The 17,887-nt window shown below is 71.8% G+C and carries 17 protein-coding genes and 1 riboswitch; of the genes, 9 read left to right on the top strand and 8 right to left on the bottom strand.

The annotated features are described in order from the left end of the window. Positions 1-8 precede the first annotated feature (8 nt). The 4 genes from IL992_RS08995 to IL992_RS08980 are packed head-to-tail and all read left to right on the top strand — an operon-like array spanning position 9 to position 3,797. Positions 9-854, top strand: a complete 846-nt coding sequence (locus tag IL992_RS08995; RefSeq protein ID WP_193202855.1) for an ABC transporter permease — start codon at positions 9-11, stop codon at positions 852-854. Then, positions 827-1,654 (top strand): ABC transporter ATP-binding protein, encoded by an 828-nt coding sequence (locus IL992_RS08990; RefSeq protein WP_193202854.1) that lies wholly within the window; start codon positions 827-829, stop codon positions 1,652-1,654. Before IL992_RS08995 ends, IL992_RS08990 begins: the two co-directional genes overlap by 28 nt. Beyond that, on the top strand, positions 1,651-2,643 hold the full coding sequence (locus IL992_RS08985; RefSeq protein ID WP_193202853.1) for an ABC transporter substrate-binding protein: 993 nt from the start codon (positions 1,651-1,653) through the stop codon (positions 2,641-2,643). The genes IL992_RS08990 and IL992_RS08985 overlap by 4 nt, the downstream gene beginning before the upstream one ends. Further along, the gene (locus IL992_RS08980) at positions 2,640-3,797 is read left to right on the top strand and encodes an LLM class flavin-dependent oxidoreductase (protein ID WP_193202852.1); all 1,158 of its coding nucleotides are present in this window, start codon (positions 2,640-2,642) and stop codon (positions 3,795-3,797) included. The genes IL992_RS08985 and IL992_RS08980 overlap by 4 nt, the downstream gene beginning before the upstream one ends. A gap of 25 nt (positions 3,798-3,822) precedes the next feature. Here IL992_RS08980 and IL992_RS08975 read toward each other — a convergent pair whose 3' ends face one another. The 6 genes from IL992_RS08975 to ribD form a co-directional block, all read right to left on the bottom strand. Next, entirely contained in the window at positions 3,823-4,272 is a 450-nt protein-coding gene (locus tag IL992_RS08975) for a PH domain-containing protein (protein WP_193202851.1), read from the bottom strand. 143 nt (positions 4,273-4,415) lie between these two features. Continuing rightward, positions 4,416-4,886, bottom strand: a complete 471-nt coding sequence (gene ribH, locus IL992_RS08970; protein WP_193202850.1) for a 6,7-dimethyl-8-ribityllumazine synthase — start codon at positions 4,884-4,886, stop codon at positions 4,416-4,418. A gap of 76 nt (positions 4,887-4,962) precedes the next feature. Beyond that, entirely contained in the window at positions 4,963-6,222 is a 1,260-nt protein-coding gene (locus tag IL992_RS08965; protein ID WP_193202849.1) for a bifunctional 3,4-dihydroxy-2-butanone-4-phosphate synthase/GTP cyclohydrolase II, read from the bottom strand. Then, the gene (locus IL992_RS08960; protein WP_193202848.1) at positions 6,219-6,854 is read right to left on the bottom strand and encodes a nicotinamide mononucleotide transporter family protein; all 636 of its coding nucleotides are present in this window, start codon (positions 6,852-6,854) and stop codon (positions 6,219-6,221) included. The genes IL992_RS08965 and IL992_RS08960 overlap by 4 nt, the downstream gene beginning before the upstream one ends. Continuing rightward, positions 6,851-7,462, bottom strand: a complete 612-nt coding sequence (locus IL992_RS08955) for a riboflavin synthase (RefSeq protein WP_193202847.1) — start codon at positions 7,460-7,462, stop codon at positions 6,851-6,853. The genes IL992_RS08960 and IL992_RS08955 overlap by 4 nt, the downstream gene beginning before the upstream one ends. Beyond that, positions 7,463-8,605, bottom strand: a complete 1,143-nt coding sequence (ribD, locus tag IL992_RS08950; protein ID WP_319018438.1) for a bifunctional diaminohydroxyphosphoribosylaminopyrimidine deaminase/5-amino-6-(5-phosphoribosylamino)uracil reductase RibD — start codon at positions 8,603-8,605, stop codon at positions 7,463-7,465. Between the two features lie 132 nt (positions 8,606-8,737). Beyond that, positions 8,738-8,889, bottom strand: a riboswitch (FMN riboswitch). A gap of 339 nt (positions 8,890-9,228) precedes the next feature. Here ribD and IL992_RS08945 point away from each other — a divergent pair. The 5 genes from IL992_RS08945 (at position 9,229) to IL992_RS08925 (ending at position 15,284) form a co-directional block, all read left to right on the top strand. Then, positions 9,229-10,248, top strand: a complete 1,020-nt coding sequence (locus IL992_RS08945) for an ABC transporter permease (protein WP_193202846.1) — start codon at positions 9,229-9,231, stop codon at positions 10,246-10,248. 34 nt (positions 10,249-10,282) lie between these two features. After that, positions 10,283-12,076, top strand: a complete 1,794-nt coding sequence (locus IL992_RS08940; protein ID WP_193202845.1) for an ABC transporter substrate-binding protein — start codon at positions 10,283-10,285, stop codon at positions 12,074-12,076. A gap of 78 nt (positions 12,077-12,154) precedes the next feature. After that, the gene (locus IL992_RS08935; RefSeq protein WP_193202844.1) at positions 12,155-13,135 is read left to right on the top strand and encodes an ABC transporter permease; all 981 of its coding nucleotides are present in this window, start codon (positions 12,155-12,157) and stop codon (positions 13,133-13,135) included. Positions 13,136-13,191: 56 nt separating this feature from the next. Continuing rightward, positions 13,192-14,256: an ABC transporter ATP-binding protein gene (locus tag IL992_RS08930; RefSeq protein WP_319018437.1), complete on the top strand. Its 1,065-nt coding sequence runs from the start codon at positions 13,192-13,194 to the stop codon at positions 14,254-14,256. Then, positions 14,253-15,284, top strand: a complete 1,032-nt coding sequence (locus IL992_RS08925) for an ABC transporter ATP-binding protein (RefSeq protein WP_193202843.1) — start codon at positions 14,253-14,255, stop codon at positions 15,282-15,284. Before IL992_RS08930 ends, IL992_RS08925 begins: the two co-directional genes overlap by 4 nt. Positions 15,285-15,463: 179 nt before the next feature. On the opposite strand, the gene rpe is transcribed toward IL992_RS08925, so the two are convergent. Both rpe and IL992_RS08915 read right to left on the bottom strand, forming a co-directional pair. Then, positions 15,464-16,135, bottom strand: a complete 672-nt coding sequence (gene rpe, locus IL992_RS08920; protein WP_193202842.1) for a ribulose-phosphate 3-epimerase — start codon at positions 16,133-16,135, stop codon at positions 15,464-15,466. A 144-nt stretch (positions 16,136-16,279) separates the two neighbouring features. Beyond that, positions 16,280-17,779, bottom strand: a complete 1,500-nt coding sequence (locus tag IL992_RS08915; RefSeq protein ID WP_193202841.1) for an RsmB/NOP family class I SAM-dependent RNA methyltransferase — start codon at positions 17,777-17,779, stop codon at positions 16,280-16,282. Positions 17,780-17,887: the final 108 nt, after the last annotated feature.

Raw genomic sequence — 17,887 nt, 5'->3', positions numbered from 1 at the left:
GTGTGTCCATGTCCGTCGTCGAACTGCAGGGCGAGTTAGGGGGCGCGGTCCGGGTCGATCCCCGGCCGCGCCCCCGCTCCGCCACGGCGCGCGGCCCGAGGAGGGGGTGGCACAGGTGGGTCAGTCCCCTCGTCGTCGTGCTGCTGTGGCAGGTCGCCAGCGCGTCCGGGCTGCTGCCCGCCCGGCTGCTCGCCGCCCCGTCGCAGATCGCCGCGACCGCGCTCGACCTGGTGCGCTCGGGGACGCTGCCCACGGCGATCGCGGTGTCCCTCGAACGGGTGCTTCTCGGCTTCGCCGCCGGAGCGATCGCCGGAGTCGGCCTCGCGCTGGTCGCCGGGCTGAGCCGGACCGGTGAGAACGCCGTCGACCCGATCATGCAGATGCTCCGGGCGCTGCCGTTCTTCGGACTGATCCCGCTGTTCATCCTCTGGTTCGGGATCGGTGAGACGCCCAAGGTGCTGCTGGTGGCGCTCGCCGTCTCCTTCCCCCTCTACCTCAACACGTTCGCGGGCATCCGGGGCGTGGACGGCAAGCTCGCCGAGGTCGCCCGGACCCTCAGGCTCGGCCGGGCCGCGCTCGTACGGCACATCGTGCTGCCCGGCGCGCTCCCCCAGACGCTCGTCGGGCTGCGGCAGAGCCTCGGCGTGGCCTGGCTGGCGCTGATCGTGGCCGAGCAGGTCAACGCCGACGCCGGCCTCGGCTACATGATCAACGACGCGCGGGAGTTCCTGCGCACCGACGTGATCGTGGTCGGCCTGCTCGTCTACAGCGCGCTCGGCCTGCTCACCGACGCCCTGGTCCGGCTCCTGGAAAGGAGGGCGCTGACATGGCGGCGCGAGTTCCTGTCCCGGTGAATGTCCCGGGGAGTGTCACGGGGAGCGCGCAGGCTCCCGACGCCGTACGGTCGGCGGGCACAGGACAGGCCACGGCACAGGCCACAGCGCAGGCCGCGGTGCTGGCCACAGTACGCGGGCTCACCCGGCGCTTCGGCGACCGCACCGTGCTCGACGGCCTCGACCTGACGATCGGGCGCGGCGAATTCGTCGCGCTCCTCGGCCGCAGCGGCTCGGGCAAGTCCACGCTGCTGCGCGCGCTCGCCGGCCTGGACGAGGAGGTCGAGGGCGGCCTGGAGGTGGACGGCTCGGTGGCCGTGGCCTTCCAGGAGCCCCGGCTGGTGCCGTGGAAGCGGGTGCGCGACAACCTCACGCTCGGCCTGACCGCGCCTGACCCGGTCAGCAGGGCGGAGGCGGCGCTGGCCGAGGTCGGCCTGGCCGACCGGGCGGGGGCGTGGCCGCTGACGCTGTCCGGCGGCGAGGCGCAGCGGGCGAGCCTGGCCCGCGCGCTCGTCCGCGAGCCGGGGCTGCTGCTGCTCGACGAGCCGTTCAGCGCGCTCGACGCGCTGACCCGGATCACCGTGCACCGCCTGGTGCTCGACCTGTGGGCGGCGCACGGCCCGGCCGTGCTGCTGGTGACCCACGACGTGGACGAGGCGCTGCTGCTGGCCGACCGGATCCTGGTGCTCGACCGCGGGCGCGTCGCGCACGAGTGGACCGTCGCCGCGCCGCGCCCCCGGCACCGCGACCACCCCGACCTGCTCACCCTGCGCGCGGCCCTGCTGTCCGCGCTGGGCGTCACCCCGGAAGGACCCGCATGACCAGGAGACTGCTCGCCGCGCTGCTGATCGCGCTGGCGACCGCCACGGCCTGCGCCTCGACGGGACAGGGCACGTCCGGCGGGGATGACGGACAGGCCGCGGGCCGCGTCACCCTGCGGGTCGGCGACCAGAAGGCGGGGTCGCAGGCCCTGCTCAAGGCCGCCGGACTCCTCGACGGCACCTCCTACGCGATCACGTGGTCGCAGTTCACCTCCGGGCCGCCGCTGCTGGAGGCCGTCAACGCGGGCGCGGTCGACATCGGCGGCGTGGGCAACACCCCACCCGTCTTCGCCGCCGCCTCCGGCTCGAAGATCAAGATCGTGGCGGCGTACCGGCAGAGCGCCAAGGGATCGGCGATCCTCGTCCCCGACGGGTCCGCGATCACCTCGCCGGCCCAGCTCAAGGGCAAGAAGATCGCGGTGGCGAAGGGCAGCTCGGCCCACTACCACCTGCTGGCGGTCCTGAAGAAGGAGGGCCTGTCCTTCAAGGACATCCAGCCGCAGTATCTCCAGCCCGCCGACGCCCTCGCGGCGTTCTCGTCCGGCACCGTCGACGCCTGGGCCATCTGGGACCCCTTCGCCTCGCAGGCCGAGATCCAGCACAAGGCCCGGCTGCTGGTCGACGGCGCGGGCATCGTCAACGGCCTGGGCTTCCAGGTCGCCGCTCCCGCCGCGCTCGGCGACGCGGGCAAGCGGGCCGCGATCGGCGACTTCCTCACGCGGCTGGCCAAGGCGCGGGTCTGGGCCGCGGCCCACCTGGACGAGTGGGCGAAGGTGTGGGCGCGGGAGACCGGCCTGCCGGTCGAGGTCGCGGACGCGGCCGTGGCCAACGCCGTGGCCACCCCGGTCGTGATCGACGACTCGGTCGTCTCCTCCGAACAGGAGATCGCCGACGCGTTCTCCGCCGAGGGTCTCGTACCGGGCACCGTCACGTTCTCCCAGTTCGTGGACGACCGCTTCAACGACGTCGTCAGGAAGGCTCAGCAATGAAGTTCCACTGGTTCCTGCCCACCTCGGGCGACGGAAGGGCGATCACCGGCGGCGGGCACGGCCTGCGCCGCGTGCACGGGCAGTCGCCGGCCACCGCGTTCCGGCCGCCCACGATCGACTACCTCGCCCAGGTGGCCCGCGCGGCCGAGCAGGCCGGGTTCGAGGCGGTGCTCACCCCCACGGGCACCTACTGCGAGGACGCCTGGCTGGTCACCGCCGCGCTGACCCAGGTGACGACCCGGCTGAAGTTCCTGGTCGCGTTCCGGCCCGGGGCGCTGTCCCCCACGCTCGCGGCGCAGATGGCCGCCACCTACCAGCGGATCTCCGGCGGCCGGCTGCTGCTGAACGTGGTGACCGGCGGGGAGGCGGCCGAGCAACGGCGCTTCGGCGACCACCTGGGCAAGGACGAGCGGTACGCGCGGACCGCCGAGTTCCTGTCGATCGTGCGCGGCGCCTGGGACGGCCCGTTCGACTTCACCGGCCACTACTACGACGTCGAGGGGGCGACGGTCGCCGAGCGGCCCGACCCGGTGCCCGAGCTGTACTTCGGCGGCTCCTCGGCCGCCGCGGGCCCGGTGGCGGCCCGGCACGTGGACGTCTACCTCACCTGGGGCGAGCCGCCGTCCCAGGTCGCGGCCAAGCTCGACTGGGTGCGCGAACTGGCCGCCGCCGAGGGCCGCACGCTGCGCTTCGGCGTACGGCTGCACGTGATCACGAGGGACACCTCCAAGGAGGCGTGGGCGGAGGCCGGGCGGCTGCTCGACCAGATCTCCCCCGAGGACATCGCGTCGGCACGGGCCGTCCTGTCCCGCAGCGAGTCGGTCGGGCAGCAGCGGATGCTCGCGCTCCACGAAGGCTTCCACGGGGGCTCCCGCGGGGGCTCGCGCGGCGGCAGGGTCAGAGACCTGGAGATCCACCCCGGCCTGTGGGCGGGGGTCGGCCTGGTGCGCGGCGGCGCCGGCACCGCGCTCGTCGGCAGCCACGCGGAGGTCGCCGACCTCGTCGAGGAGTACGCCGCGCTCGGCGTGGAGGAGTTCGTCCTGTCGGGCTACCCGCACCTTGAGGAGGCCTTCTGGTTCGGCGAGGGCGTGCTGCCCGAGCTGCGCCGGCGCGGCCTGCTCGGCGCGGCCGCGCCCGTACGGCTGAGCGCCTGACGGCCCGCCGGGGCCCCCGCCGCCGTCACAGGCGGTCGGGGGCCTCGCCGCGTTCGCGGATGAGGGCGGTGAGCTGGGCCACCGCGCGGCGCGAACGTTCCCGCTCGGTGCTCTGGATGCCCATCGCGCCCAGGCTGAGCCCGTTGGCGAGGTCCAGCTTGGGCCAGGGGTCGCCCTCCACCATGGTGACGTCCAGCACCTCGGCCCACTCGAAGTGGTGGACCCGCAGCGGGTTCACCACCGTGATCCCCTTCTCGTCCGCCCGCACCCGCAGGCGGCCGAGCAGGTGCAGCACGCACGCCACCGCCACGCCGAAGGCGACCATGCCCAGCCGATCGGGGAGCTTGAACTGCTCCGGCAGGCCGAAGGCCAGCAGGATCGAGCCGATCACCATCACCGCCCCCATGCCGTACGCGATGATCGTCGTGACGCGGGGCCGCCAGGTGACGGGCAGCGGCGGCGCGCTCTCAGGCATGACGCCCCCCGCGAGGCATGGCGCGGCGGCGTACGGCGTGCCCGGCCTGCGGGGCCGCGGGCGGATACTGCGTGATCACCAATCAAGTCTTCCCGGCTCGGCGCTGCGGATGCGAGGGCTGCGGCTACGAGGTTCGGGCGAGGTCAGCCGGCGAGGCCGCGAAGGAGGAGCGCGGTCTCCAGGGCGGCGACCGTCGCCTCGTACCCCTTGTCCTCCTTGCTGCCCGGCACACCGGACCGCTCGACCGCTTGATCAAGGGTGTCACAGGTCAGCACCCCGTTGCCCACCGGGGTCGACTCGTCGAGCGAGACCCTGGTCAGGCCCGCGGTCACCGAGTCGCACACGTAGTCGAAGTGGGCCGTCTCCCCCCGGATCACCACCCCGAGCGCGACGACGGCGTCGCAGCGCCGGGCCAGGGCCTGCGCGACCACCGGGATCTCCAGCGACCCGGCCACCCGGGCCGTGACCACGGCCGCGCCGCTGTCCCGCGCCGCCCGCTCCGCCCGCGCGAGCAACTGGTCGGTGATCTTCTCGTGCCACCGGGCGGCGACGATGCCGACGGTCAGCCCGCCCGCGTCCACCGCCGCCGCGTCCGGCCGTCCCTCACCGCTCATGCGCCCTCCTCGCCTGACGGCTCGGAGCCGCATGAGCGGATCGCGCCGTGTTCACTGATTCGCTCGCTTCGCTCGCTCATGAAGCCTCCTTGCCGAAGTGTTCGCCGTGGATGTCGCGGGGGACGCCGCCCGAGATCTCGTGGCCGAGCCGGTCGCGCTTGGCGGTCAGATACCTCTCGTTGTACGGGTTCATCGCCACCGGCATGGCCTCGCGGCCCAGGACCTTGATGCCGTACCCGTCCATGCCCCGCACCTTGGCCGGGTTGTTGGTCAGCAGCCGCACCGACTTCACGCCGAGGTCGGCGAGCATCTGCCCGGCGTTGGAGAACTCCCTGGCGTCCACCGGCAGCCCCAGCTCCAGGTTGGCGTCGACGGTGTCGCTGCCGTTGTCCTGCAGGTTGTAGGCCCGCAGCTTGGCCAGCAGGCCGATCCCCCGCCCCTCGTGGCCGCGCAGGTACACGATCACGCCGCGCCCGTTCTCCGCGATCATGCGCATGGCGGTGTCGAGCTGCACGCCGCAGTCGCAGCGCAGCGAGCCGAGCACGTCGCCGGTGAGGCACTCCGAGTGCGCCCGGACGAGCACGTTCTCGCCGTCCTCGATGTCGCCGTACACCAGCGCGAGGTGCTCGCCGCCGTCGAGCGCGCTGGCGTAGCCGTACGCGCGCCAGACGCCGTACCGGTTGGGGATGCGCGTCTCGGCCACCCGGGTGACCATCCGCTCGGACCTGCGGCGGTGCTCGATGAGCTGCTCGATCGACACCAGCGCGAGGTCGTGCTCGTCGGCGAACTCCCGCAGGCGGGGCAGGCGGGCCATCGTGCCGTCGTCGTTGACGATCTCGGCGAGCGCCCCGGCCGGGGTCAGCCCGGCGAGCCTGGCGAGGTCCACCGACGCCTCGGTGTGCCCCGGCCGCGCCAGCACGCCGCCCTCCCGATAGCGCAGCGGGAAGATGTGCCCCGGCCGGACCAGCTCGTACGGCTCGGTGGCCGAGTCGCACAGCGTCCTGATCGTCTTGGCCCGGTCGGCGGCGGAGATGCCCGTCGTCACCCCGTCCCTGGCGTCCACGCTGATCGTGTAGGCGGTGCGCAGGCGCTCGCGGTTGTCCTGCACCATCAGCGGCAGGCCGAGCCGGTCGAGCGTGGCGCCCTCCATGCCCACGCAGATGACGCCGCTCGTGTAGCGGATCATGAAGGCGACCAGTTCGGGCGTGGCCTTCGACGCCGCGAAGATGAGGTCGCCCTCGTTCTCGCGGTTCTCGTTGTCCACCACCACGACGGGCCTGCCGTCCCCGATGTCGTTGACGGCCCGCTCGATCGGGTCCAGCCTGATCACACTCATGCGGTCACCGCCCGCAACTCGCGCGACTGCCGCAGCCAGCCGCGGAACCCGATCAACACCATCACGAAGAACAACCCGTACACGAGGCCGGAGACCACCAGCCCGGAGTTGAACGCCAGCGGCACCCCGACGAGGTCCACGGCGACCCAGATGACCCAGAAGTCGACCAGCGCCTTGCCCTGCGCCCAGGTCGCCACCGCGCTGCCGACGAAGATGTAGGCGTCCGGCCACGGCGCCCAGGAGATGTTCCAGCCACGGGAGTTGAGGAAGGTGAACAGCAGCGCGACCGCGACCGTCCCGGCGACCATGACGCCCACGAGCGCCGCGCGCTCCCCGGCGCGCGCCGAGCGGATCGGCAGCTCCGCGCCGCCGCGCGTGCCGCGCGACCACTTCACCCAGCCGTAGACCGCCAGGATTCCGAACAGCGCCTGCTTGAGCGCGTTGCCGGTGATGTGCGCGCTGACCGACGCCACGAACAGCAGCACCGACCCGAGCAGCTGCACCGGCCAGGTCCAGATCGTTCTCCTGATCGCGAGCCAGACCGTGCCGAGCGCGCACACGTTGCCCACCAGGTCGGTCCACAGCACGGGCTTGCCGAACACGTAGAAGGCCGCCGCCTCGGTCCAGCTCATGCCACCGCCCCCTTGGCGGTCGCGGCGGTGAGCTTCTCGACGTACTTGGCGATCACGTCGACCTCGAGGTTGACCGGCTCGCCCGGCTGCTTGCGGCCGAGCGTGGTGAGTTCGAGGGTGGTGGGGATCAGGCTGACGGAGAAGGAGTCGTCCGTCACCGCGGCCACGGTGAGGCTGACGCCGTCGACCGCGATCGAGCCCTTCTCCACCACGTACCGGGCGAGGTTCGCGGGCAGCGAGAGCCGCACGACCTCCCAGTGCTCCCCGGGCTCGCGCGACAGCACCTCCCCGGTCCCGTCCACGTGGCCCTGCACGATGTGCCCGCCGAGCCGTTGGTCGGCCCGTACGGCCCGCTCCAGGTTGACCCGCGAGCCGGGGCGCAGGGCCCCGAGCGAGGACCGGTCGAGGGTCTCCTTCATCACGTCGGCGGTGAAGGAGTCCCCCTCAGCGGCGCCGGCCACGGTGAGGCAGACGCCGTTGACGGCGATCGAGTCGCCGTGCCGGGCGTCGGCGGTGACGACCGGGCCACGCACCGTGAGGCGCGCGGAGTCGCCCCGCGGCTCGAGCGCCACGACCTCGCCGAGCTCCTCGACGATTCCGGTGAACATTCAGCTCTCCTTAGGGGACTGCGGACGCACAGTGGACCGCGGGCGCACAGCGGACTGCGGACCAGGGGACTTCGGACGCAGGACCAGCTTGAGGTCCGGTCCGACGGGGGTGACTTCGGCGAACTCCAGCCGGTGGATCTCGGTGATCGTCGAGACGCCCGCGGGGCCGAGCGCGGCCGCCCCAGCGCCCAGCAGCGCCGGGGCGAGGTAGCCGACGACCCGGTCGACCAGGCCTTCCCGGAGGAAGGCGCCGGCGAGGGTGGGCCCGCCTTCGATCAGCACGCTCACGACCTGCCTGTCGTGCAGCTCGGCCAGGAGGGCGGGCAGGTCGATCCCGCCGGGCCCGCGCGGGAGCCGTACGGCGTGGTGGGACAGGTGGGCGGGGACGGTCGCGTCCTCGGCCACGGCGACCAGCGTCGGGGCCTCGCTGTCAAGGACGCGGGCGGCGGCCGGAGTGCGGGCGCCCGGATCCACGACCACCCGAAGCACGGGCGCCGCGCGCAGGGGCGTGGGGACGCGGGCGGTCAGCCGGGGGTCGTCCGCGAGCACGGTGCCGATGCCGGCGACGACGGCGTCGCTCCCGGCCCGCAGGCGGTGCACGTCGGCCCTGGCCTCGGGCGAGGTGATCCACTGGCTGGTGCCGTCCTCGGCCGCCGAGCGGCCGTCCACGGTGGCGGCGAACTTCCAGGTCACGTACGGCCTGCCGGCCCGCACGAAGGTCAGCCAGGCGGCGTTGACCTCCTCGGCCTCGGCGGTCAGCACGCCCTCGTCCACGAGGACGCCGTGCCGCCGCAGGACGGCGGCGCCGCCCGCGGCCTTCGGGTTGGGGTCGGAGACGGCGACGACGACCCGGGCCACGCCCGCCTCCAGGAGGGCGGTGGAGCAGGGGCCGGTCCTGCCGGTGTGGTTGCAGGGCTCCAGCGTCACGTAGGCCGTGCCGCCCCTGGCCCGTTCGCCGGCCTCGCGTAGCGCCACGACCTCGGCGTGCGGGCCGCCGGCGTAGGCGTGGAAGCCCTCTCCCGCGACCTCGCCCGACGGGTCGAGGATCACACAGCCGACGACGGGATTGGGGCTGGTGCCGCCCAGGCCCCGGGCGGCGAGCGCGATCGCGCGCCGCATGTGAAGGATGTCCCCTGAGGTCACCCCGGTCTTCCTCTCGCCGTTGTCTACGGCGGGCCCCGGGGATCGTTCGGGATGCGGCCTCGCATCACCCGCACGGACAGCCTCGCTGCCGGCGCGGCCACACGGCCGTCCGGCGGCACGACGGCCGCCCGTTCGCGCGCTTCCTCCCATCCGGACTTTCACCGTCGGTCCTGGAATCTCACCAGGTCCACCGGCCGATGGCTTCGGCCGGGTCGCGGACTGTCACCCCTGGGGACAGGGGTGTCACCGCCGGTTCGGAATTACACCGACCCCGGAGCACGCTGCTCTGCTACCCGTCAGTGTAGCCGTGCCCGGCTCGTTGCCCTAGGGAGGGTTTGTGGTGATCTGCGGCACACGCTTACCAGAAGTGGTTGGTCTCAGCCATGTGCGAGTTGTGTCACAAAGCTGTGACACAAAAGCATTTGTGTAATAAGTAGTGTTCCTCGCCGCGTATACCGAGGTCAATGCGGTCGCAGGACACAAGGTGATTTACTTTGCACAACGAAGCAGGCAAGTGACGAACTACCCGCCTGAAGTGATTGACCCCCGCAAAATTAGTTGCCAGGGTTCCCTATAGTCGGATCTCTTCCGCTCGTTAATGGTCCATCCGGGAGCACCGCACCATGACGTTCCCCTCCTCGACCGCGACCGACGCCGCCGCGGAGTCCGCGGACACCGCGGGCACGGCCGGTTCCGGTTCCGCCGTCGTCGGCCGCTCGCCCGGCCAGCTCATGTGGCGCCGTTTCCGGCGCGACAAGACGGGCGTGGTCTCGGCGATCATCGTGCTCGCGTTCTTCCTGATCGCGCTGCTGGCTCCCGTGATCGGCGCGTTGTACGGCAAGGACCCGTACACCACGTACGGCCAGAACCAGCCCGGCCTGCTCAACGAGTTCGGCTATCCCATCGCGCCAAACGGCGGCATTAGCGGCGACTTCTGGTTCGGCCTGGAGCCGGGTCTGGGCCGCGACGTGTTCATGCAGCTCGTGTACGGCATCCGCACCTCGCTGAGCATCGCGGTCATCGTGACCGTGATATCCACGGTCATCGGCATCGTGATGGGCATCACCTCGGGCTACGTCGGCGGCAAGACCGACTACGTGATCGGGCGGGTCATCGACACGCTGCTCGCCTTCCCCTCGCAGCTCTTCCTGATCGTCTTCCTGCCGGTCGTCGAGGCGGCGTTCGTGCTGCCCGAGGAGGAGACGCCGGTCTGGCTGCGGTACGTGTCCATCTGCGTCGTCCTCACCGTCCTCGGCTGGGCCACGATCGCCCGCCTGCTGCGCGCGCAGGTGCTGTCGCTGCGGGCGCGCGAGTTCGTGGAGGCCGCCCGCGTCACCGGCGCCTCGCCGGCGCGGGTGATCTTCAAGGAACTGCTGCCCAACCTCTGGACGCCGATCATCATCCAGGCCACGCTCGCGCTCCCGCTCTACGTCGGCGCGGAGGCGGGCCTCGGCTTCCTCGGCGTCGGCATGACCGAGCCCACCCCTGACTGGGGCCGGATGTTCCAGGTGGGCGCGAACGTCTACCACTCCGACGTGACCTACCTCCTGTTCCCCGGCGTGTCGATGCTGATCTTCGTCGTCGCCTTCAACCTGCTCGGGGACTCCATCCGCGACGCCTTCGACCCACGCACCAAGCGCTGACTCCGTGAGCGCGCACCCCCATAGGAAGGACCACATGAGATCGCATAGCAGGCGGATCGCCTCGATGACGGCCGTGCTCGCGGCAGGCGCGCTGGCCCTGGCCGGCTGCGCCAAGGGCGGGGGCGGCGGGGCGCCCCAGGGCGCCGCGGGAACTTCGCAGAAGCCGCTGGAGAACAAGGCCGTCAGCGCGATCGCGGTCGGCACCGCCGACGACTCCAAGGGCCCCGCCCCGGAGGTGCCGGGCGCCAAGTCCGGCGGCACCGTCTACATGATCGACCGGGACGACTTCAGCCACCTGGACCCGGGCCGCGTCTACCTGAACTACAACTCCTCGGTGTCCCACCTGTTCACCCGACAGCTCACCGCCTACAAGCACGACGACTCGGGCAACATCAAGCTGGTCGGCGACCTGGCCACCGACACCGGCACCACCACCGACGGCGGCAAGACGTGGAAGTTCACGCTCAAGGACGGCTTGAAGTGGCAGGACGGCTCGCCGATCACCTCCGGTGACATCAAGTACAGCTTTGAGCGCCTGTTCGCCGACTTCATCACCGAGGGCCCGGACTACGCCGAGACGTGGCTGGTCCCGGACCCGAAGAAGCCGTTCCGCGACCAGTACAAGGGCCCGTACGACGGCAAGGAGCTCGACTCGATCGAGACTCCGGACGACAAGACCGTGGTCTTCCACCTCAACGGCGCGCACCCGGACTTCAACTTCACCGTGGCCATGACCGGCTACGGCGCCGTGCCCAAGGCCCACGACACCAAGCAGAAGTACGACAAGCAGCCGTTCTCCTCGGGTCCTTACAAGATCGTGAGCCACATCACGGACAAGTCGATGGACCTGGAGCGCAACGAGAACTGGGACCCGAACACCGACCCGATCCGGCACGCCTACCCGGACAAGTTCCACATGGAGTTCGGGATCCAGTCCCAGCAGTCCACCGAGCGCTTCCTGGCCGACGCCGGCAACGACAAGAACGCGTTCACCTTCCACAACGCGGTCGCCCCCGAGCGGGTCCAGGAGGTGCTGGGCAACGCCGAGGTGATGAAGCGGTCGGTGCAGGGCCTGACGCCGTTCACCACCTTCTACAACATCAACACCAAGCGGATCACCGACGTCAACGTCCGCAAGGCGATCATCACGGCGTGGCCGTCCAAGCAGATCCAGCAGATCGGCGGCGGCGAAATCAACACCGGCAAGATCGCCACGACCGTCATGAGCCCGACGGTCCTCGGCTACGAGGCCTTCGACCTGTACGGCAAGCTGGCCAAGCCCGAGGGCGACCCCGAGGCGGCCAAGGCGCTGCTCGCCAAGTCGGGCAACCCGAACCCGACGGTGGTCTACGCCTACAACCAGACGCCGACCCAGGAGAAGGTCACCGTCGCCATCAAGGAGGCGCTCACCAAGGCCGGCTTCAAGGTCGTGGCCAAGCCGCTGAACGCGGGCACCTACTACGACGCCATCGGCCCGGTGGACAACAAGTACGACATCTACTGGGGTGGCTGGGCGGCCGACTGGCCGACCGGCTCGACCGCGATCCAGCCGCAGTACGACGGCCGCCTGATCTCGGACAACGCGCCGAACTACACGCACCTCAACGTGCCGGAGATCAACGACGCCATCGACAAGGCCAACGCGATCACCGACGCCGCCGAGGCGGGCAAGGCGTGGGCCGCGATCGATCGGCAGATCATGGACCAGGCCGCGATCGTGCCGGAGTACTACCAGACGTACTTCGGCCTGTACGGCTCGGGCCTCGGCGGGGTGAAGTTCGACCCGATCGAGGGCGAGCAGTCGGCGCTCGACATCTACGTCAAGTAGCAGCAACCCGGGTCCGCCGCCCCTCCGCGGGGCGGCGGGCCCCCGGCCCGTCCCGCCCGCAGGAGCAAGTGCGAGACCATGACCAGCTATCTGGTACGCCGCGTCGCCGGCGCCCTCGTGATCCTGATCATCATCAGCGCGATCACGTTCTACCTCTTCTACGCCGTGCCGCGTGACCCCGCCAGGGCGTTCTGCGGCAAGATCTGCCAGCCCGAGACGCTGGCGCTGATCCGGCACAACCTGGGCATGGACGAGCCGCTGTTCGTGCAGTACTGGCACTGGCTGGTCGGCATCTTCGCGGGCCGGGAGTTCGTCCAGTTCGGCTCGTGCCCGGCGCCCTGCCTCGGCTACTCCTTCGCCACCCAGGAGCCCGTCTTCAGCGCCATCGTCGACCGTTTCCCGGTGACGCTGTCGCTCACCCTCGGCGCCTCGGTGGTCATCCTGGCGTTCGGCATCCTCACCGGCATGATCGCCGCCTGGAAGGTCGGGCAGCCGCTCGACAAGATCGCCAGCTCCTCGTCGGTCATCGGGGCCTCGCTCCAGATCTACTTCGTCGGGCCGCTGCTGGCGTTCTACCTGGTGGACACCATGCAGCTGATCCCGCGCCCGTCCTACGTGCCGATCACCGAGAACCCGCTGGACTGGTTCACCCACCTGATGCTGCCGTGGGTGGTGCTGTCGATCATCTTCACCGCCAACTACACGCGCATGACCCGCTCGCAGATGGTCGAGCAGCTCGCCGAGGACTACGTCCGCACGGCGCGCGCCAAGGGCATGTCGAGCCGGACGGTGTTCTTCCGCTTCGCGTGGCGCGGCGCGATGATCCCCATCATCACGATCTTCGGTGTCGACCTCGCCACGCTGCTGGGCGGCGCGATCATCACCGAGCAGACGTTCAGCCTCCACGGCATCGGCGAGCTGGCCGTACGCGCCGTGCAGAACACCGACCTGCCGATGCTGCTCGGCGTGACCATCGTGGGCGCGGCGGCGATCGTCCTGCTGAACATCGTCGTGGACGTGCTCTACGCGTTCATCGACCCGCGGGTCCGCCTGAGCTGAGCGCGCCCTATCACGTCGAACGCCCAACCAAGTCGAACCGGGAACTGGAGCAGCAAGTGACCACCGTGTCGTGGAGCGGCGAGCAGGGGACCTCGCGCGGCCCCGGGCCGTTCCTGTCCGTCCGCGACCTGAGCGTCGAGTTCAGCACCGAGGACGGCATCGTGCACGCCGTCGACGGCCTGTCCTTCGATCTGGAGAAGGGCACCACGCTCGGCATCGTCGGCGAGTCCGGATCGGGCAAGTCGGTGACCAACCTCGCCATCCTCGGCCTGCACGACCCCGCCCACACGAAGATCGGCGGGGAGATCTGGCTGGAGGACCAGGAGCTGATCTCGGCGGACCGCGGCACGATGGAGAAACTCCGCGGCAACCGCGTCGCGATGATCTTCCAGGACCCGCTGACCGCGCTGTCGCCGTTCCACACGATCGGCCGGCAGATCGGCGAGGTCTACCGCAAGCACAAGGGCGCGAGCAAGAAGGAGGCCCGCGACCGGGCCGTCGAGATGCTCCGGCGCGTGGGCATCCCCCAGCCGGAGACGCGGGTGGACCACTACCCGCACGAGTTCTCCGGCGGTATGCGGCAGCGCGCGATGATCGCGATGGCGCTGGTGTGCGACCCCGACCTGCTCATCGCCGACGAGCCGACGACCGCGCTCGACGTGACCGTGCAGGCGCAGATCCTCGACCTGCTCAAGGAGCTTCAGCAGCAGTTCGGCACCGCGATCATCCTGATCACCCACGACCTCGGCGTCGTGGCGGGCACCGCCGACAACGTCCTGGTGATGTACGCCGGCCGGGCGGCCGAGCGCGGCACCGTCCGCGAGGTGCTGCGCGAGCCGCGCCACCCCTACACCTGGGGCCTGCTGTCGTCGATGCCGCGCCTGAACTCGTCCGTGGACGTCCCGCTGAAACCGGTGCGCGGCACTCCCCCGAGCCTGCTGAACCCGCCGTCCGGCTGCCCGTTCCACCCGCGATGCGACTACCCGAAGCTCGCCGGGCCGGAGCTGTGCTTCCACCAGCGGCCGTCGATCTCCCCCGAGACCGGGCACGGCGACGCCTGCTACCTCACCCTCGAGCAGAAGAGGGAACTCCGCACCGCGAAGACCGAGGACCGCGCATGAACGAGACGCTGCTGGAGCTCAAGGGGCTGGTCAAGCACTTCCCCGTGCGGGGCGGCGCGCTGATCAAGCGTCAGGTCGGGGCCGTCCATGCGGTGGACGGCATCGACCTCGCAGTCGGCGCGGGCGAGACCGTCGGACTGGTGGGCGAGTCGGGCTGCGGCAAGTCCACCACCGGCCGCCTGGCGGCCCGCCTGCTCGAACCCACCTCGGGCGAGATCCTCTACCGCGGGCAGGACATCAGCCACAGCTCGCGCAAGAAGCTCAAGCCGATCCGGCCCGAGATCCAAATGATCTTCCAGGACCCCTACAGCTCGCTCAACCCCCGCCAGACCGTGGGCACGATCATCCGCGGGCCGATGGAGGTCAACGACATCAACCCGTCCGGCGGCCGCCAGAAGCGGGTCCAGGAGCTGCTGGAGATCGTCGGCCTCAACCCCGAGCACTACAACCGCTTCCCGCACGAGTTCTCCGGCGGCCAGCGGCAGCGCATCGGGATCGCCCGGGCCCTGGCGCTCGGCCCCAAGCTCATCATCGCCGACGAGCCGGTGTCGGCGCTGGACGTCTCCATCCAGGCCCAGGTGGTCAACCTGCTGCAGGAACTGCAGCGCGACCTCGGCATCGCGTTCCTGTTCATCGCGCACGACCTCGCCGTCGTACGGCACTTCTCCCAGCGCGTCGCCGTCATGTATCTCGGCAAGATCGTCGAGATCGGCGACCGCCAGTCGATCTACGAGCGGCCCCGGCATCCGTACACCCACGCCCTGCTGTCGGCCGTGCCCGAGCCGGACGTGTCGAGCGAGCCGCGCGAGCGCATCCGCCTGGCGGGCGACGTGCCCTCGCCGATCAACCCGCCGTCCGGCTGCCGGTTCCGCACGCGGTGCTGGAAGGCCCAGGACAAGTGCGCCACGGAGGTGCCTCCGCTGGTGCGGCTCAGCGGCAACCGCGAGGGTCACCTGACCGCCTGCCATTTCCCCGAGGCGCCCACCACGCAGGGCGAGGACGTGGTCCTCGACCCCGCCCTCGCCTGACGCGAGCCGCCGGGGTTCGCAGCCCCGGGGGTTCGCAGCCCCCGGTGAGCGAGCCCGGTGAGCGAGCCCGCTGAGTGAGCCCCGATCGGGCGCTCGCCTCGCCCGGCCGTGCCGTACGACACGGCCGGGCGGCTTGTCTGAAGGGACGGATCGGCCCGGACAGCGGCGGAGCGTTCCGCTCAGGCGGGCGGGGTGGCCCGCTCGGCGAGGCTCCGCAGCTCCGCGACGGCGCGGGCGGGGTCGTCGGCGCCGTAGACGGCGTTGCCCGCCACGAAGACGTCGGCCCCGGCCTCGGCGCAGCGCTCGATCGTCTCCGCCGAGACGCCGCCGTCCACCTGCAGCCACACCTCGCCGCCGTGCTTGTCGATCAGCGCCCGGGCCCGCGCCAGCTTCGGCAGCACGATGTCGAGGAAGCGCTGCCCGCCGAAGCCCGGCTCGACGGTCATGACGAGCATCATGTCGATCTCGGGCAGCAGGTCCTCGTACCCCTCGACGGCGGTCGCCGGGTTCAGCGCCAGGCCGGCCCTCGCCCCCGCGGCGCGGATCGCCCGGAGCGTGCGCACGGCGGCCTTGGCCGCCTCGGCGTGGATCGTGACGCTGGCCGCTCCCGCCTCGGCGTAGTCCGGCGCCCACCGGTCCGGGTCCTGGATCATCAGGTGGCAGTCGATCGGCGTCGAGGTCGCCTTGAGCAGCGACTCGACGACCGGCAGTCCGAGCGTCAGGTTGGGCACGAACTGGTAGTCCATCACGTCGACGTGGAGCCAGTCCGCGACGTTCTCCACTCGGGCGGCCTCGTCGGCGAGGCGCGCGAAGTCCGCGGACAGGATGCTGGGCGAGATCTGAACGGCCATAGTCCCTGCAGTCTATTTCGCCCGGGCGTCCGTCCCGCCCCTCCCCGGCGGCGCGGGCGCACCGGTCTCCTGACCGCACCACGGCAACGGCCGCCGGCCGCGCCGGCGTGTCCCTTATCCAGGCCCGGAGTCCGGGTCACTCGTCTAGAGGCGGCGCAGCAGCGCCAGGAACATCGCGTCCGTGCCGTGCCGGTGCGGCCAGAACTGCGCGTACGGGCCGTCGCCCAGGCCGGGCACCTCGGGCAGGAACGCGCGGGCGTCCAGCACCTCGACCCGGTCGCGCACGTCCTCCACCACCGCCCGGGTCTCCGCCAGGTGCGGCGAGCAGGTCACGTACGCCACGACGCCGCCCGGGCGGACGGCCTCCAGCGCCGAGTCGAGCAGCCGCCGCTGCAGCGCGGTGAGCTCGGGAATGCCGCGGGGATCGCGCCGCCAGCGGGCCTCCGGCCGCCTGCGCAGGGCGCCGAGCCCGGTGCAGGGGGCGTCGAGCATCACCCGGTCGAACGCGCCGGGCCGCCAGGCGGGCCGAGTGCCGTCCGCCGTGATCACCTTCGCCTCGCGGGTGGTGCCCCAGACCAGCCGGGCGCGGTGATACTGCACGTCGGCGCCGAGCAGCCGGGCGCCCCGCTCGGTCGCCACCGCGTCGAGCAGCCCGGCCTTCCCGCCGGGGCCCGCGCACATGTCCAGCCACGTGGCATCCCGGTCGAGCGGCACACGGGTCAGTGCGAGCGCGACGAGCTGGCTGGCCTCGTCCTGCACCGCGGCCCGCGCCTCCCCCACCGCGAGGATGGACCCCGGGTCGCCCTCCGGCAGATAGGCCGCGTACGGCGAGTAGGCGGCCGACTCGGCCCCGGCCGCGATCAGTTCCTCCACCGTGGCCCGGCCCGGCCGCGCCACCAGCGCCACGCGGGGCCGCTCGTTGTCGGCCTCCAGCAGCGCGGCCGTCTCGTCCACGTCCCCGCCCACGGCGTCGCGCAGGGCGGTGACGATCCAGCGCGGGTGGCTGTAGGTGACCGACAGGTTGCCGACCGGGTCCTGCGCGCGCGGCGGGGCGACGATCTCCAGCCACTGCTCCAGCGTGCGGCCCGCGACCTTGCGCAGCACCGCGTTGGCGTAGCGGGACGGGCCAGGCCCGACGCGCAGCCGTACGAGGTCGATGGTGGCGCTGACCGCCGCGTGGGGCGGGATCCGCGTGCGCAGAAGCTGGTGGACGCCGAGGCGCACCGCGTCGAGCAGCGGCGGGTCCACCTCCTCCGGCGGCCGGTCGCTGCACGCGGCGATGACCTCGTCGTAGGTCCCGAGGCCGCGCAGCGTGCCGTACGCCAGCTCGGTGGCGAGGGCCGCGTCGCGTCCGGTGATACGCCGCTGCCGCAGCAGGGTCGGCATGAGCAGGTTGGCGTACGCGTCACGCTCGTCGACGGCCCGCATCAGGTCGTAGGCGGCGTTGCGCGCCTCGTCGCGGGGCGGGCGGCCGCGGCCCTGCCTCGGCTGCCCGGCCTTCGCCGCGTGCGCGGTCTGCCCTCCGTGGCCCGCTCTGCCGCCGCGTCCCGGGCGGGCCTGCCCTGCACCGCCACCCGGGCCGCCGCCCTGGCCGCTCCCCTGGCCGCGCCGCGCGCCGCCGCCCTGACCTCTGCCCTGCTTCACGGTGTCACCCTCGACCCTGCCGCCCTCGACCCTGCCACTCGCTGATCCGCCGCCTTCACGGCTCCGCTCTCCGCCGTCCGCCATGCCGTCCTCCCGGCACGGCGCCGG

The organism is Microbispora sitophila (genome assembly GCF_014892245.1).
GTDB classification, from domain to species: Bacteria; Actinomycetota; Actinomycetes; order Streptosporangiales; family Streptosporangiaceae; genus Microbispora; species Microbispora siamensis.
The sequence above is the reverse complement of the archived record's forward strand: the minus strand, read 5'-3'. Positions and strand labels throughout refer to the sequence as shown.

Coding starts and splice junctions, on each gene's coding strand:
- rpe (WP_193202842.1), bottom strand. CDS start 16,135: ATGGCCGTTCAGATCTCGCCCAGCATCCTGTCCGCGGACTTCGCGCGC.
- IL992_RS08935 (WP_193202844.1), top strand. CDS start 12,155: ATGACCAGCTATCTGGTACGCCGCGTCGCCGGCGCCCTCGTGATCCTG.
- IL992_RS08960 (WP_193202848.1), bottom strand. CDS start 6,854: ATGAGCTGGACCGAGGCGGCGGCCTTCTACGTGTTCGGCAAGCCCGTG.
- IL992_RS08965 (WP_193202849.1), bottom strand. CDS start 6,222: ATGAGTGTGATCAGGCTGGACCCGATCGAGCGGGCCGTCAACGACATC.
- IL992_RS08940 (WP_193202845.1), top strand. CDS start 10,283: ATGAGATCGCATAGCAGGCGGATCGCCTCGATGACGGCCGTGCTCGCG.
- IL992_RS08925 (WP_193202843.1), top strand. CDS start 14,253: ATGAACGAGACGCTGCTGGAGCTCAAGGGGCTGGTCAAGCACTTCCCC.
- IL992_RS08990 (WP_193202854.1), top strand. CDS start 827: ATGGCGGCGCGAGTTCCTGTCCCGGTGAATGTCCCGGGGAGTGTCACG.
- IL992_RS08985 (WP_193202853.1), top strand. CDS start 1,651: ATGACCAGGAGACTGCTCGCCGCGCTGCTGATCGCGCTGGCGACCGCC.
- IL992_RS08975 (WP_193202851.1), bottom strand. CDS start 4,272: ATGCCTGAGAGCGCGCCGCCGCTGCCCGTCACCTGGCGGCCCCGCGTC.
- ribH (WP_193202850.1), bottom strand. CDS start 4,886: ATGAGCGGTGAGGGACGGCCGGACGCGGCGGCGGTGGACGCGGGCGGG.
- IL992_RS08980 (WP_193202852.1), top strand. CDS start 2,640: ATGAAGTTCCACTGGTTCCTGCCCACCTCGGGCGACGGAAGGGCGATC.
- IL992_RS08955 (WP_193202847.1), bottom strand. CDS start 7,462: ATGTTCACCGGAATCGTCGAGGAGCTCGGCGAGGTCGTGGCGCTCGAG.
- IL992_RS08945 (WP_193202846.1), top strand. CDS start 9,229: ATGACGTTCCCCTCCTCGACCGCGACCGACGCCGCCGCGGAGTCCGCG.
- IL992_RS08995 (WP_193202855.1), top strand. CDS start 9: ATGTCCGTCGTCGAACTGCAGGGCGAGTTAGGGGGCGCGGTCCGGGTC.